The sequence below is a fragment of the Mycetocola sp. genome (assembly GCF_025464835.1).
In the GTDB taxonomy this organism is placed as follows: domain Bacteria; phylum Actinomycetota; class Actinomycetes; order Actinomycetales; family Microbacteriaceae; genus Mycetocola_A.
This window is the reverse complement of the sequence record NZ_JAODMP010000069.1, coordinates 24,143-38,420: the sequence shown is the minus strand read 5'-3', so window position 1 is coordinate 38,420 and position 14,278 is coordinate 24,143. Positions and strand designations below refer to the sequence as shown.

The window sequence follows — 14,278 nt, the reverse complement described above, 5'->3', positions numbered from 1 at the left end:
CCGTTCTGCTCGTGTCCGGTCGGCGGGGTGTCGCCTTATGCGCACCCCGACCACCGGGCTAGCCGCGACCGAGTTCTTGCGCCCGCTGCCGACAGGCCTGCGTCGCCGCCACGAACAGGTCGTCAAGGCCCCCGGCCTGGAAGACCGCGATCGCCCGTTCCGTCGTTCCGTTCGGGCTGGTCACCCGTCGGCGCAACTCAGCGGGGTCCTCACCCGACGCAACCAACAGCTCGGCGGCACCCAGGAACACCTGGCGGGCGAGCAAGGCCGCCGTTCCCGGTTCGAATCCCTGGGCGATCGCCGCTGATGCGAGTTTCTCGATCATCAGGAAGACGTAAGCAGGACCAGACCCCGAGATCGCCACGATGCCGTCGAGCTGATCGGCCGGCACCTCGACGACCTCCCCGAGCGGCTCGAGCAGGGCACGCGCCGCGAACATCGCCTCGGCAGGCACCGCGGGATCCGCGACGAGTCCGATGACGCCGCGACCGACCGCAGACGGAGTGTTGGGCATCGCGCGAATCACCGCTACCGATCGGGGCAGTGCGGGGCGGAAGCGCTCGCTCCGGATGCCGGCAGCTACGGTAATCACCACTGCTCCTGGCGCCAGCGCAGTCGCGATCGTCGGCAGCAGGTCATCGATCATGTACGGCTTGACCGCAATCACCACGATGTCTGCGCCGCGAACCGCCACCCGGTTGGCGTCCGGATTCGATTCGAGGGACAGCGCCGTCCCCCTGCCGGCGAGGGCTGCAGCGCCCGCAGCCGTGCGGTTCACGGTGACGAGCGAGTCGAACACCACTCCCGCTCGCTCCCAGCCGGAGAGCATGGCGCCGGCGAGGGAGCCAGCACCAAGGACGGCGACACGGGGTGCGGTCACGCAGTTTCTCCCACCACAGCCCCGGCGAGGATGACCGTCCGCTCACGGTTCCGGTCAGCGATCACATCGATGTCCTCGAGTGGGTTACCCGACCACAGAACGAGGTCGCCGGCTGCTCCCACAGCGATGCGACCGAGGTCGTCGCGCTGCATCAGAAGGGCGTTGCGGCTGGTCAGGGAGCGCAGCGCCTCGAGATTGGAGGATGCCTCAGCAAGCAGTCGCACACCGACGAGCTGCTCCGAAACAAGCGCGCCCATGTTGTCCGAGCCGAAACCGACGACCACGCCCGCCTCGTGGGCGTGCCGCACCGCGTCACGACCGGCGGCCAGAACCTCCCGGTTCTTCGACTTGGCGACCGTCGAGAGCCCCAGCTCGTCGCCGAGACGCTCCATAGCGTCATATGCGCCAAGCGTCGGCACCAGGATGGCGCCGTGCTCGGCCATCAACCGTGCGGTCACCGCGTCGAGCAGGTTGCCATGCTCGATCGAGCGCACCCCGTTAACCACTGAATGCTCGATCGCCTCGGGCGAATAGGCGTGAGCGGCGACGTAGCTGCCTCGTCGACGTGCCTCGTCGACGACGGCACGAATCTCCTCCGCCGAGTACTGGGGCCTCCGGATCGGGTCCGTCGGTGAGACGACCCCGCCCGAAGTGAAGATTTTGATGGCGTGGGCGCCGCTGCGCAACCGCTCGCGCGCCGCGACCCGCAACGCATCCGGACCGTCGACGACATCGACGGTGTGCCCGCCGTGGAAGCAGACGTCGCTGTCAGCATGCCGATAGTCGCCGTGGCCGCCGGTCTGGCTGAGCGCCGATCCCATGAAAAGATACCTCGGAGCCAGGACATGGCCCTCGTCGATCGCGCGTGCCAGTCCCGCGTCTCCACCGGCCGGGTCACGCACCGTCGTGAACCCCCGGCGCAGAGCATCGGTCAGTCGGTGCTGGCCGACGAGTGCGACGTAACTGAGCAAGGCTTGCTCGATCGGCTCCGAGTCCAGGGCGATCGCGTACGCGTGGAAGTGCGCGTCGAGGAGCCCAGGTGTGACGACCCGCCCTTCTGCCTCGATCACACGATCGGCCCCGCCGGTGACGTTGCCCAGTTCCACGATGCGCCCGTCGGCGATTCGGATGGACGCCTCGGAGACCTCGGCCGACTCGCCGTCGAAGACGAGCGCGTTGCGGACAACCAGCGTTTCCGTCACGCTCTCGCTCCGGAGCGCAGGCCGGACGTGGCTTCCTCATCGACCGCGAAGGTGACCGGATCCACGACGACACCGTATTGCTCAGCGGCAGCCCCCGCGCTTACGAAACCGTTGCGCACATCCTTCGCTACGGCATTCGGGTCGCGCTCGAACGGGTTGCCCCATCCGCCGCCACCCCCTGTGCTGTTGTCCAGCGTCTCGCCAGCGGCGAGCTTGTTGTAATTGCCGGAACCGGAGCGCTCCGCCGACGTGCCGCGGTTGATGGTCATGCCGTTCGGCAGGGCCTCCCGGCCCCCGCCGACAGCCCACGGCGGCGACGTGGTCTTGTAGACCAGCCCGATGCCGACCGAGTCGGCGGTGAAACGGTAGACGCGGCTCACGCCAACACCGCCGCGGTGCTTACCGGCCCCGGCAGAGTCGGGGCGGTAGCCGTAGGAGTCGATGATCATCGGGGATTTGGTCTCAAGCACTTCGACCGGGTTGTTGCGGCAACCCGGCTCGCTGAAGTGCATGATGCCGTCCTCGCCGTCGCCTCCCGAGTGGCCGCCGAACCCGACGGCCTCGTTGGTGGCCTCGAGCCAGGCTTCTCCGGTGCGCGGGTTCACACCGAGGCCCATCATCGAGCTGACGTCTCCGCCGGAGGAGGCAGGGATCAGCTCCGGCATGCCCTGAGCCAGCGCCTTGTAGACCACCTCGCCGGCGAGCAGCCCGGTCCACAGCGTGAACGTCGGCATGGGCGGGACAGCGTGCATCACGCTGCCTTCGCGGGTGATCACCCGCAATGGGGCGAAGTTGCCGGCGACGACGGGGGAGTCCGGTGTTGTGAGTGACTTGAAGACCAGCGAACACAGCGCTTCGGTCTGCCCCGGCGGCAGGTTGATCGGCCCCTTCACGCCGTAGGCGCTCTCACTCCAGTCGACGATGAACTCGTCGTCGGTGATGGTGACCTTGGCATCGATCTTCACCGGGGTGTCCCGGTCGATGCCGTCGCTGTCGATGAAATCGGTGGCGTGCCAGGTGCCCTTCGGCAGTTTCGCCAGGGCAAGCCTGGCGAGCTTCTCACCGTGCGCGTTGATCGTCTCCATCGCCGTGGTCAGCGTCTCGACGCCATACTTGTCCGCAAGTTCTCGCGTGCGCTGCACGCCTGCGTAACAGGCCGAGACCTGCGCCTGCAGGTCGCCGATGGTGTGCTTCGGCATCCGGCTGTTGAAGCGGATGATGTTGAAGGTGTCCTCGCAGGATTCACCGCCCTTGTACAGCCGCGTGCCGGGGAAGAAGATGCCCTCCTGGTACATGTCGGTGGAGTCGAGCACGTAGCCGGCGTCCTTCTGCATCAGGTCGAGCACGTGGATCCGGCAGGACGCGTAGCCGATCAACTGGCCCTGCCTGGAGCGGATCGGGGCGAAAACGAGCGTGTCCAGCGCGTGAGCCGACGACCAGTACGGGTAGTTGAGCAGGAAAACATCCCCCTCGCCCATGGCGTCCTCGCCGAGAAACTCCACGGCCTTCTTGATGCCGTAGTCGTTGCCCCGGGTGAAGATGGCGATGCCCGGAGCATCCGCGACCACGTCGCCGTTGACGTTGTGAATGCCGATGCCGTAATCGTGGATCTCGTAAACCACGGTGTTGTAGGCGGTGCGGCACAGGTTCGTCGCCATTTCGGAGGCCGCTGCGAGCAGCCCGTGGCGGATGACCTCGGTGGTGATGGCGTCGCTCATCGGGCGACCTCCTCAAGAAGAGTGGATTCGGATGGGGATGCGGGGGAGTCGGCCAGGATGGCGACGACGAGCTCGCCGTAACTGCCGACGGTGAGCAGGTCGCCCTCATGGATCACCGTGGTGGCGGTGTGCTCGGTGATTACGGCGGGGCCGTGGATGCTGTCCCCGGCAAGGAGTTGCTCGCGGGAGTACAGGCTGTAAACGGACTGGACACCGTCGGCGAGATGCACGACGCGGGAACCCAAGCGGGTGGGCGCGCCCTCCCGGCGCTCGGGAACGGTGGGAAGCGACGGTTTGTCGATGATGCCGATGCCCCGCAGACGCAGCGTCGTCACCTCGACCGGGTCGCTCATGATGTGGCCGTACTGGCGCTCGTGCAGCTGCGCGAAGCGTTCGGCGACGATCTCTGCGAAGTTGCCGGTCGTCTCCGGGTACGCGACCGTCACGGCATGCTCCTGGCCGGCGTAGCGGACGTCGATGGTGCGGGTGAGGCGGCGTTCCGGCTTCCCGAAGCCCTCCGCCTCGAGTGCCGTGATCGCCTCTGCCTCGAGCTCCTGGAACGAAGCTTCGATCGACCCGGCGTCGAGGTTTGCCAGTGGAGTGACGGAGGTGCGCGCGAAGTCGTGCTGGACATCGGCCATCAGCATGCCGAGCGCTGAGAACGCGCCCTGTCCGGGCGGCACGATGACGGTGGGGATACTCAGCTCGCGTGCGACGTCCACGGCGACGAGCCCGCCCCCGCCCCCGAAGCTGAGCAGGGCGAACTCCTTCGGGTCAAGGCCGAGTTCGACAGTGATGCCGCGGACGGCGCCGGTGATCTTGGTCGAGGAGATGCGCAGCATGCCGCGGGCAAGGGAACGGGCGCTCATGCCGAGCTGATCGGCGATTGGCTCGAGGGCCTTCAGGGCAAGCGACTCGTCGAGTACCAGGGATCCACCCAGCGGGGTGTCGGAGCCGAGATACCCGACTGCGAGGGCGGCGTCGGTGAAGGTGGGCTGGGTTCCGCCGCGGCCGTATGAGGCCGGCCCGGGCATCGCGCCCGCGCTCTGCGGGCCCACCTGCAAAGCGCCGGCGTCGTCGAGGTAGGCGAGGGAGCCCCCACCAGCTCCGATGGTGTGGATGTTGAGCGACGGCGTCGTGATCGGGAGACCCTCGAATTCAGCACCCTGGTAGCGCAACGGTTCGTGGTCGAGCACGAGTGACGCGTCAAGGCTCGTGCCGCCCATGTCGATCGTGATCAGGTTCGGCGTTCCGAAAAGTTTGGAGATGGCAGCAGCGCCGATCACGCCACCGGCCGGGCCAGAGAGAATGAGGTTGACCGGCTGCTCCTTTGCGGCAGCAGCGGTCATCGCGCCACCGCCGGAGCGCGACATCAGGAAGCGACCGGCGAATCCGCTGCCCTCGAGGTTGCCCTCGAGCGCCTCCAGATAACCGCGGACGATGGGCTTGATGTACGCGTCAAGCACGGCGGTGGAGGTGCGTTCGTATTCGCGATACTCACGGGCGAGCTCGTGCGACAGGGTCACGTGGACGCCTGGGGCGACTTCCTGCAGGATTTCCCGCATGCGTGTTTCGTGCGCGGGGTTGGCGTACGAATGCAGGAAGGCGACGGCCACTGAGGCGTAGCCGCCGGCGGCGATGCGGGCGGCGACCTCACGAGCGTCCGCTTCGTCGAGAGGTGTGGCGATGGTGCCGTCGAAGTAGCTGCGTTCCGTGACCTCGAAGGTGTCGCTCCGTTCCACCAGCGCGGCGGGCTTGCGGTAGGTCATGGCGTACATCTCCTTACGGTCGGTGCGACCGAGCAGGTAGACGTCACGGAACCCGCGGGTGGAGACGATGGCCGTACGGGCACCGGTCCGGGTGAGCAGGGCGTTGAGGCCGAGCGTGGTGCCGTGGTTGAACATCGCGATGTCGGCGGTGTCGGCCTCAGCCTTGTCGAATCCCGCGAGCACGCCCTCCGTCGGGGCGCTCGGGGTGGTCGGCACCTTTTCGAAGCGAATCGCTCCAGTCGCGGGTGTGAGCTTGACCACGTCGGTGAACGTGCCTCCGACATCGATGGCGACGCGAACTTTTTCGGACATGAGGGAGCCTTTCTGGGGAACGGGAAAAGGATGACGCGGCTGTGGCCGCGCTCGATCAGCGGCGCTTGACACCGACGGCGGCAAGCGCGACGGCGGCGAGGATGATGACGCCGGTGACGAGGTTCTTGAGCTGCGGGTTGAAACCGAGGATGTCGAACCCGTTGCCGATCAGCGCGATGAGGAAGACGCCGGCGACTGAGCGCCAGACGGCTCCCATTCCGCCGTTGATGCTGGTGCCGCCGAGGATGATGGCGGCGATCGCGGCCAGCTCGAGGCCCTCGCCGGCCTGTGGCTGGCCGGACGCGATGCGTGACACACCGATCGATGCCGCGATCCCCGCCGCGAGTCCGCTGACGGCGAAGACAGCGACCTTGATCCGGTCGACGGAGACGCCGGACAGCTGTGCGGCGTCCTGGTTGCCTCCCACCGCGAAGACGTGGCGGCCGTAGACGGTGCCGTTGAGCACGAACCACATCACCGCGATAAAGATGAAGAGGATGATCACCGAGTAGAAGACCCCACCGATGCGGCCGCGGCCGAGTTCGGAGAACCCGTCGAGCGGGACCGAGATCAGGGCACCGCCGGTGATCAGCACAGCGATCGCCTTGAAGATCAGGCTGGACGCGAGCGTTGCGAGGAATGAGTGCACGCGCAGCACGGTCACGCTGAAGCCGTTGAAAGCGCCGAGCAGCATCCCGATGACTGGCGGCATCAGAAGGGCGAGGACCACGCTGCCCGAGGCGACCGCGACCCAGGCGGCCGCGACACTGCACACTGCGTAGATGGCAGCTGTGGAGAGATCGAACGATCCTGAGATGATCACGAAGGTTCCCGCGACGGCAATGATCGCGAGCGGAGCGTTTTGATTGAGGATGTTGACGATGTTCGCGAAGGTGAAGAAGGACGGCGTCGCAATGGCCAGGACCAGAAGGATGATCCCCAGCAGGACGAGCACGGCGTAGTCGCGCAGGAAGAGGAGCGCCGAAGCAGGGGTGATCCGGGAGATGCGGGTGGGTGTGGCCGTTGCGGTTGTCATGCGGTGGCTCCGATGGTCAGGTCGACGGAAAAGAGGTGAGCGAGCAGGTCCGAAACGCCGAGCGTCGCCGGGTCGATCTCCCCGACGATGGTTCCGCCACTGACGGTGTGAGCGCGGGTGCTCAGCGCAAGGACCTCCTCGTGCTCGGAGGAGATGAGGAGCACTCCGACACCGCGCTCGGCGAGGTCGGCGATGAGTCGGTAGATGGTCGCTTTGGCGCCGATGTCCACGCCACGGGTCGGCTCGTCCAGGATCACGACGTCCGGTTCCCCGACGAGCCACTTGCCCAGCAGGGCCTTCTGCTGGTTGCCGCCGGACAACCCGCCGACGTCGAGGCCGATGCGCGGCGGACGCATGCTGAGTGCATCGGCGAGTTCCTGGGCCCCGGCACGTTCGCGGCGGGATGAGATGACACCGAGCGTGGAAAACCGGTCCAGGAAGGCGAGGGAGATGTTCTCTTTCACGCTGCGCTCCAGGACGAGGCCCTGCGCGTGGCGGTCCTCCGGGACCATGACGACACCGGAGGCGATGGCCTTGCGGGTGTTCCATCGGGACACCTCTGTCCCCCGATAGATCATCCTGCCGCCGGTGATCGGGTCTGCGCCGGCGATCGCTCGGGCGATCTCGCTGCGACCGGAGCCGACGAGGCCGAGCAGGCCGACGATCTCGCCCGGCCGGATCTGCAGGGAGATGTCGTGCGCCGCCGCCGTCGTCACTCCCTCGAGCGTCAGCAGCGGCGGCACCGATTCGTTCACTGATGGTCGGCGCGGGGGGAAGGTGACGGAGAGTTCGCGCCCGAGCATACCCTCCACCATCGAGCTCTTCGTCTCCTGCGCGGCTGGTGCGGTACGGACGCGGACGCCGTCGCGCATGATCGTCACCGTGTCGGCCACCTCGAGGACGGCGTCGAGAAAGTGCGAAACGTAGACGATGCTGCGGTTCTGCTCGCGAAGCCCGCGGATGAGGGTGTGCAGTTGTGCGGTCTCGTGTGCGGTGAGGGAGGAGGTGGGCTCGTCCATCACGATCACCCGGGCCTTCCGGGCCAAGGCTCTCATGATCTCCACCTTCTGCTGCTGGGCGATACTGAGAGTCCCCACCGGGGCTTTCGGGTCGAGGTCGAATTCGGCGAGTTCCAGAAGCGCGCGAAAACGATCTGTCGTGCCTCGCTTCAGTACACCGAGCCGCGAACTTTCAGCCCCGAGGAAGACGTTCTGCTCAACGGTCAGTTGCGACACAAGGGAGAGCTCCTGGGCGATCATCACGATGCCTGCTCGTTGAGCACGGATCGGGTCCCACCGGGAAACGGGTACGCCGTCAACCCGAAGTTCGCCGCTGTCCGGGGCGTAGAGCCCGGCCACAATCTTGCCCAAGGTGGACTTACCCGCACCGTTCTCGCCGACGAGCGCGTGCACCTCTCCCTTGCGAAGCGTCAGGTCGACACCGTTGAGGGCCTGGGTTCCTCCGAAGCGCTTGGACGCGCCGAGGAGTTCGACGATGGCTGTACTCATGTCCGTGGGATCCGATCCGTCCGCGACCTTAGCCCACCCACTCGCCGGTGTAGTCAGGAGTCTCGTCGAGGGTCTCCTTGGTGGCGTACGGATCGACCTCGCCAACCTCGTCCGCGTTCACGAACGAGGTGACATCCCCTCCGGTCAAAGCGTTGTACAGCTGCTCCATCGCTGCCTTGCCCATGCTCACGGGGAAGTTGATGTAATCGGCCTTCCATACGCCGTCGCGGACGTTCTGGATCGACTTGGATGTTCCACCGCCGCCCGTCAGGTAGACGGTGGACGGGTCGATCCCGGCATCCTCGAGCGCGATCTGGGCGCCCTCGGTCTGCTGGTCGGCGTTGGACAGGACGACGTTGATGTCCGGGTTTGCCTGCAGCACGTTCGAGATCGCGGTCGAGGAGAGGTCGGGGTCATAGTTGCCCTCGACGGTCGCGACGATCTCGATGTTTGCCTCAGGCTCGAGCACCTTGCGGTAGGCGGCCTCTCGCGTCACGTCGAGCGGGGCGTTCAGCTGGCCGACCAGGAGCGCGACCTTGCACGGATCGATGTCGGCACAGTACTCGACGACGCCCTCTGCCTGCTTCGCCGCGGCTTCACCAGCTGGGACGGCGACGGTGGCGACGACTCCTTCGACCTGTGGCTCCATCTCCTCGATGTCTGGGCCGATCGGGTTCAGCGCCGTGGTTACGGGGATGCCGTTGGCGAGGGGGAACGCCGCGGCGAGCGCAGGTCCGTCGAACGGTACGACGACGATGCCGTCATACTTCTCGCCAACACCGGCGGTCTCCATCTGCGAGAGCTGGGTGTCGGCGTTGAAGCCTCCGTCGAGCACGGTGATGTCGAACTTCCCGTCGAGGGAGTCGGCTGCTTTCTGGACCCCCTCGGCGACGGCTTGGTTGTAGCCGTTCTGGCTCGAGGCGAGCAGTACGGCGATCGAGTAGGTGCCGTCGGATTCGGCGGATCCATTGGATCCGGAGGGGGAACTGCACGCGGCGAGGCTGCTGACGCCAAGGGCGGCGATGGCGACGACGGCGACACGGCGGCCGTTCTTGCTGAGGATGTGCACGGGTACCTCCAGGTATGCGGATGCGGATGATCAGGTGGATTGTTGGGGAAGGGGATACTGCGGGAAGAGATTCCGCTGGCCACGGCGAAGGGGCTGGACTAGAGCTTTCGCACGTCGTGGTCGATTTCGAAGATGCGGCCGGCGCCTACCTCGGCATCGCGGAGCAGTTCGCTCAGCTTTGCGCTGGACCCAGCGCGCCACGGATTGTCGAGCCAGCCCTGGTAGGCCGACGAGTCCGGCCATAAGGCGGTCACCAGAACCTCGCCCGATCCGTCGGCCGCGACCGAGATCTCTGAAGTCAGGGCCTCGGAGTGGTCGAGCGAGTACTGAAGGATGTCGTCCGAGCGGTAGAGCTCGAGGACATCCGGAACCTTCTCGGGCGCCAGGCGAAGCGTGAGCAGGGTGCGGATCATGACGGAGCCTTTCACGAAAAGGAGGAGATCGTCTGCGGGGCACATCTCCTGATGCGCAAGGTGCCGACGAGTGGACGCCGCGTCGCGTCGCACTCTCGGCCTAGGGAACTCGAATCGTCCCCAGGAACCAGAATCGTTCTTGTGGAACGAAAACCGGCTCTAGTAATATGTCACACACTAGGTTTCGTTCGCATTTCCGTCAAGGAAATATTAGGGACCGGGCCAGTAACTCCTCAGCGGACCTCGACCGATCCCAGGGGCAGGCTTTCAGTGTGCGCGGTCGAGCAGGTACTGGAGCAGCGTCCGCACTCCGAAGCCGGTGCCGCCGCGCGTCGTGAGCTCGTACGTCTCATCAGCCCAGGCCGGACCGGCTATGTCGAGGTGCGCCCAGTCGACCGTTCCCGGTACGAATCGACGCAGGAAGTGCGCCGCGGAGATGACCCGCCCTTCTCGCGCACCCGGAAAGTTCTTCACATCGGCGACGTCTGAGTCCAGTTGCGCTGCGAAGTGCGACGGCATCGGGAAGGGCCAGAACGGCTCCCCGGAGCGATCGGCCGCAGTGCGGATTCGCGCGATCTCCGAGTCATCGCCGAGCACCGCACCGGTCCTGTTGCCGAGGGCGTTGGCCGCAGCGTATGTCAGTGTCGCGACGTCCACGATTGCTCCGGGGTTCGCCTCTGCCGCGTAGCCCAATGCGTCCGCAAGGATCACGCGGCCCTCGAAATCGGTGTTCAGGATCTCGATCGTGAGGCCGTTGCGGGCGGTGACGACGTCGCCGGGGCGGGTGGCCGTGGAGCCGGGCATGTTCTCGACGAGGGGCAGCACGGCCCGGACGTTGATGCGTGGTGCGAACCGGCGCAGCAGCGACATGGCCCCGGCAACTGCCGCAGCACCCGCCATGTCGGACTTCATCGTCATCATCCCGTCGGCGTCTTTCAAGGAGTTCCCGCCGGAGTCGAAAGTGACTCCCTTTCCGACGAGGCAGACGTCCGTGCCGCCGTCATGACCGCGGTACTCGAGCTCGACCAGCCGCGGGGGATTGGATGAACCGCCGCCGATTGCGAGGACGGCGCCGAAGCCCTCCTCGCGCAGCCACTGCTCGTCCCGAACGGTTGCGGTGAGACCGCCGTCGATCGCTAGAACACGGAAGCTTTCGGCCAGTATGTCCGGCGTCATCACGTTGGGCGGAGTATTCACGAGGTCGCGGGCCAGGCAGACGGCTTCGCCGATCGCGATCCCTGCTTCCCATGACGGTGACAGCGTCGAGGGTTTCCATCCCGAGTGCCTGGAGCTGCCACGGAAGGAGTACCGGCCGAGGACGATGCCCTCGGCCGCCGCTTGCAGCAGATCGGCCTCGAGGTCTTCGGTCTCGACGACGAGTTCGCCCGCCGCGATCGCCCGTGCTGCGAACGCGAACGCGATCCGGGTGGAGGCGGTGCTCGAGGTTCCACGCTCGCCGAGTCCGACGAGAAGTACCGCGCCTCCGTCATCCACGACCGCGGTACGGCCGACGTCGGGTACGAAATCGAGGGCGTCCAAAACCTGGGCGTGACGCGCCAAGTGAGGGTCGTCGTGCATCGTCGGTACGAGTCGTAAGGATGACATGTGACATACCATAGTCCGTGCACACGGCGGAAGTTGATAACCGTTATCATTACGGGTACCGTATCCGAAGTGAACAACTCCCGCCTCGCTCCCCTTCTGCTCCTGCCCGCAGCAGCCCTCGTGCTCAGCGGATGCTCCAGCCCCGCAAGCGAGAACGTGGACGACCCGACCGGCATCAGCGTCGTCTCCTCCACCAACGTGTACGGCGACATCGCCTCCGCGATCGGCGGGGAGTACGTGGATGTGACGAGCATCATCAACTCCGTGGCGCAGGATCCGCATAGCTACGAGGCCAGCGCCCAGGACCAGCTGGCCATCTCGAAGGCGGACCTGGTGATCGAAAACGGCGGGGGATACGACCCGTTCATCGACACCCTCGTGAATGCCGCCGGCGCGGACGATCTCGAGATGGTCAACGTCGTCGACCTGTCCGGGCACGCACCCGTCGAAGGACACAGCGCAGACGAGCACGGTGGGGAGGACGGGAACGGGCACGTCGAGGGGCTCAACGAACACGTCTGGTACGACCTCGCCACCGTGGATTCGCTCGCCAGCACACTCGCGCACGTCTTCTCGCAACTCGACGAAGAGAACGCCGCCGAGTTCGCCGAGAACTACTCGGTCTTCTCGGAAGAACTCGCTCAGCTCACCGCCTCGACCGAGGCGCTCAAGACGGAGTTCGGCGGGGCAGGGGTGGCAATCACCGAGCCGGTGCCGCTGTACCTGCTCGAGGCATCCGGCCTGGTCGATGTGACCCCTGCGGAATTCAGTGCCGCGATAGAAGACGGCACGGATGTCTCGCCGGCGAGCCTCAGGGATGCTCTCGCCCTTCTCGCCACCGGTGACGTCGCACTGCTCGCCTACAATGAGCAGACCAGCGGCCCTGAGACCGATCGGGTCCGCGCCGCTGCCGAGAAGAATTCCGTTCCGGTGGTGTCTTTCGCTGAGACGCTGCCGGACGGGGAGAGTTATGTGAGCTGGATGACGAACAACATGACCGCTATCAGCGACGCGCTCCGCTCGTGACCGGCGTCGTTCCTCCTGCCGGTCACCGCCACCCGAGCAACCCGATCCTCAGCCTGACGGATGCCGCCCTCGGCTTCGGCGATCGCGTGCTGTGGAACGACCTCACCCTCGACGTCTGCGCCGGGGAGTTCCTCGCGGTCCTCGGGCCGAACGGATCGGGCAAGACGAGTCTGCTCAAGACGATCCTCGGGCAGCAGCCACTCGACGCAGGCACGATCCGATTCGACGGGCACCCGGTGCGCCGGGGCGACCGCCGGATCGGCTACATCCCCCAGCAGAAGCTCATCCCGGGAGGCACGCCGATGCGCGGGCGGGACCTTGTCGCGCTCGGAGTGAACGGGCACCGGTTCGGGCTCCCGGTCAGCCGGGGAGCGGAGAAGCGTCAGGTGGACGCCCTCCTGGCGTCGGTCGGCGCCTCCCACTACGCCGATGAACCCGTCGGCAACCTCTCCGGAGGCGAGCAACAGCGGCTGCGAGTGGGCCAGGCGCTCGCCGGTGACCCGCGGATGCTGCTGTGCGACGAGCCCCTGCTCAGCCTGGACCTGCAGCACCAGCGCGGCGTCTCCGAACTGATCGACCGGCGACGGCGTGAGCACGGCACGCCTGTCGTCTTCGTCACCCACGACGTCAATCCGGTGCTCGGGATGGTCGACCGCATCCTCTACCTCGCTGGCGGACAGTTCCGTGAGGGAACACCGGATGAAGTGCTCACGAGCGATGTGCTCACCGAGTTGTACGGCACCCCTGTCGACGTGCTCCGCACCGGCGGACGGGTCGTCGTCGTCGGCATCCCCGACAGCGAAACCCACCACCACGGCCACACCGAGGTCGGGGCATGAGGGCCGGAGTGATGCTCCCCGTCGGCGCGGGTGACCTCTGGTCCCGGATGTTCAACTTCGAGAACTACGGCGAACTCCTCGGCCTGGTGCAGAACTCGATCCTCGCGGGAGCCGTCCTCGGTATCGTCGGCGGGCTTATCGGCGTCTTCGTCATGCAACGCGACATGGCCTTCGCCGTGCACGGAATCAGTGAACTCTCGTTCGCCGGCGCCGCGGCGGCGTTGCTGTTCGGCGTCAACGTCGTTGCCGGTTCCCTCGTCGGCGCCCTGATCGCTGCGATCGTCATCGGGCTGCTGGGGGCACGCGCTCGCGACCGCAACTCCATCATCGGCGTCCTCATGCCGTTCGGGCTGGGGCTCGGCATCCTCTTCCTCGCCCTGTATCCGGGACGAAGCGCCAACAAGTTCGGGTTGCTCACCGGCCAGATCATCTCGGTCGACGACCCCCAGTTGACCTGGCTGAGCGCCATCAGCCTCGCGGTGCTCGTCGGGTTGCTGCTGATCTGGCGCCCGTTGAGCTTCGACAGCCTCGATGCCGACGTCGCCGCAGCCCGCGGAGTCCCTACCCGGTTCGTCTCGCTCACCTTCATGGTGCTGCTCGGGCTGATCGTCGCCGTGTCTGTGCAGATCATCGGTGCACTTCTCGTGCTCGCCCTCGTCGTCACCCCGGCCGCGGCCGCGTTGCGACTGTCCGCATCGCCGATTGTCGTCCCGGTGCTCGCGATGGTGTTCGGCTTCGTCTCCGCAGTCGGTGGCATCCTGCTGGCTATCGGTGGGTCGCTGCCGATCAGCCCGTACATCACGACGATCTCGTTTCTGATCTATCTCGTCGCGCGTCTGGTCGGGCTGCGTGCCAAACCTCGCGCCGGGCTACGCTAGAACCAGGTCGACGGAGGCAGCGG

The 14,278-nt window shown here is 66.4% G+C and carries 12 protein-coding genes; 3 read left to right on the top strand and 9 right to left on the bottom strand.

Going from position 1 to position 14,278, the window contains the following annotated elements; genetic code table 11:
- Positions 1 to 58: 58 nt before the first annotated feature.
- The 9 genes from proC to JWP90_RS08700 form a co-directional block, all read right to left on the bottom strand.
- The gene (gene proC / locus JWP90_RS08740) at positions 59 to 880 is read right to left on the bottom strand and encodes a pyrroline-5-carboxylate reductase (RefSeq protein ID WP_297362625.1); all 822 of its coding nucleotides are present in this window, start codon (positions 878 to 880) and stop codon (positions 59 to 61) included.
- Positions 877 to 2,082, bottom strand: a complete 1,206-nt coding sequence (locus tag JWP90_RS08735; protein WP_297362622.1) for an amidohydrolase family protein — start codon at positions 2,080 to 2,082, stop codon at positions 877 to 879. Before JWP90_RS08735 ends, proC begins: the two co-directional genes overlap by 4 nt.
- Positions 2,079 to 3,800, bottom strand: a complete 1,722-nt coding sequence (locus tag JWP90_RS08730; protein WP_297362619.1) for a hydantoinase B/oxoprolinase family protein — start codon at positions 3,798 to 3,800, stop codon at positions 2,079 to 2,081. The genes JWP90_RS08735 and JWP90_RS08730 overlap by 4 nt, the downstream gene beginning before the upstream one ends.
- Entirely contained in the window at positions 3,797 to 5,881 is a 2,085-nt protein-coding gene (locus JWP90_RS08725; protein ID WP_297362616.1) for a hydantoinase/oxoprolinase family protein, read from the bottom strand. The genes JWP90_RS08730 and JWP90_RS08725 overlap by 4 nt, the downstream gene beginning before the upstream one ends.
- A 55-nt stretch (positions 5,882 to 5,936) precedes the next feature.
- The gene (locus tag JWP90_RS08720) at positions 5,937 to 6,917 is read right to left on the bottom strand and encodes an ABC transporter permease (protein WP_297362613.1); all 981 of its coding nucleotides are present in this window, start codon (positions 6,915 to 6,917) and stop codon (positions 5,937 to 5,939) included.
- Complete coding sequence (locus JWP90_RS08715; RefSeq protein WP_297362611.1) at positions 6,914 to 8,425, bottom strand: sugar ABC transporter ATP-binding protein; 1,512 nt, start codon at positions 8,423 to 8,425, stop codon at positions 6,914 to 6,916. The genes JWP90_RS08720 and JWP90_RS08715 overlap by 4 nt, the downstream gene beginning before the upstream one ends.
- 28 nt (positions 8,426 to 8,453) lie before the next feature.
- Positions 8,454 to 9,494, bottom strand: a complete 1,041-nt coding sequence (locus tag JWP90_RS08710) for a sugar ABC transporter substrate-binding protein (RefSeq protein WP_297362608.1) — start codon at positions 9,492 to 9,494, stop codon at positions 8,454 to 8,456.
- 98 nt (positions 9,495 to 9,592) lie between these two features.
- Positions 9,593 to 9,907: a hypothetical protein gene (locus JWP90_RS08705; RefSeq protein WP_297362605.1), complete on the bottom strand. Its 315-nt coding sequence runs from the start codon at positions 9,905 to 9,907 to the stop codon at positions 9,593 to 9,595.
- A 267-nt stretch (positions 9,908 to 10,174) separates the two neighbouring features.
- Positions 10,175 to 11,512 carry a M17 family metallopeptidase gene (locus JWP90_RS08700; RefSeq protein WP_297362602.1) on the bottom strand — a complete coding sequence of 446 codons (1,338 nt, stop codon included), beginning with the start codon at positions 11,510 to 11,512 and terminating at the stop codon, positions 10,175 to 10,177.
- A 69-nt stretch (positions 11,513 to 11,581) separates the two neighbouring features.
- Between JWP90_RS08700 and JWP90_RS08695 the strand changes: the two genes are divergently transcribed.
- The 3 genes from JWP90_RS08695 to JWP90_RS08685 are packed head-to-tail and all read left to right on the top strand — an operon-like array spanning position 11,582 to position 14,255.
- On the top strand, positions 11,582 to 12,538 hold the full coding sequence (locus JWP90_RS08695; protein WP_297362599.1) for a zinc ABC transporter substrate-binding protein: 957 nt from the start codon (positions 11,582 to 11,584) through the stop codon (positions 12,536 to 12,538).
- A complete protein-coding gene (locus tag JWP90_RS08690) occupies positions 12,535 to 13,377 on the top strand; it encodes a metal ABC transporter ATP-binding protein (protein ID WP_297362596.1) in 843 nt (280 codons plus the stop codon). The genes JWP90_RS08695 and JWP90_RS08690 overlap by 4 nt, the downstream gene beginning before the upstream one ends.
- 11 nt (positions 13,378 to 13,388) lie before the next feature.
- Positions 13,389 to 14,255, top strand: a complete 867-nt coding sequence (locus JWP90_RS08685; RefSeq protein WP_297362628.1) for a metal ABC transporter permease — start codon at positions 13,389 to 13,391, stop codon at positions 14,253 to 14,255.
- Positions 14,256 to 14,278: the final 23 nt, after the last annotated feature.

What these genes read in the sequence shown, in the direction of transcription:
- JWP90_RS08730 (WP_297362619.1), bottom strand. Translation starts at nt 3,800, where the DNA reads ATGAGCGACGCCATCACCACCGAGGTCATCCGCCACGGGCTGCTCGCA.
- JWP90_RS08725 (WP_297362616.1), bottom strand. Translation starts at nt 5,881, where the DNA reads ATGTCCGAAAAAGTTCGCGTCGCCATCGATGTCGGAGGCACGTTCACC.
- JWP90_RS08720 (WP_297362613.1), bottom strand. Translation starts at nt 6,917, where the DNA reads ATGACAACCGCAACGGCCACACCCACCCGCATCTCCCGGATCACCCCT.
- JWP90_RS08715 (WP_297362611.1), bottom strand. Translation starts at nt 8,425, where the DNA reads ATGAGTACAGCCATCGTCGAACTCCTCGGCGCGTCCAAGCGCTTCGGA.
- JWP90_RS08705 (WP_297362605.1), bottom strand. Translation starts at nt 9,907, where the DNA reads ATGATCCGCACCCTGCTCACGCTTCGCCTGGCGCCCGAGAAGGTTCCG.
- JWP90_RS08700 (WP_297362602.1), bottom strand. Translation starts at nt 11,512, where the DNA reads ATGTCATCCTTACGACTCGTACCGACGATGCACGACGACCCTCACTTG.
- JWP90_RS08685 (WP_297362628.1), top strand. Translation starts at nt 13,389, where the DNA reads ATGCTCCCCGTCGGCGCGGGTGACCTCTGGTCCCGGATGTTCAACTTC.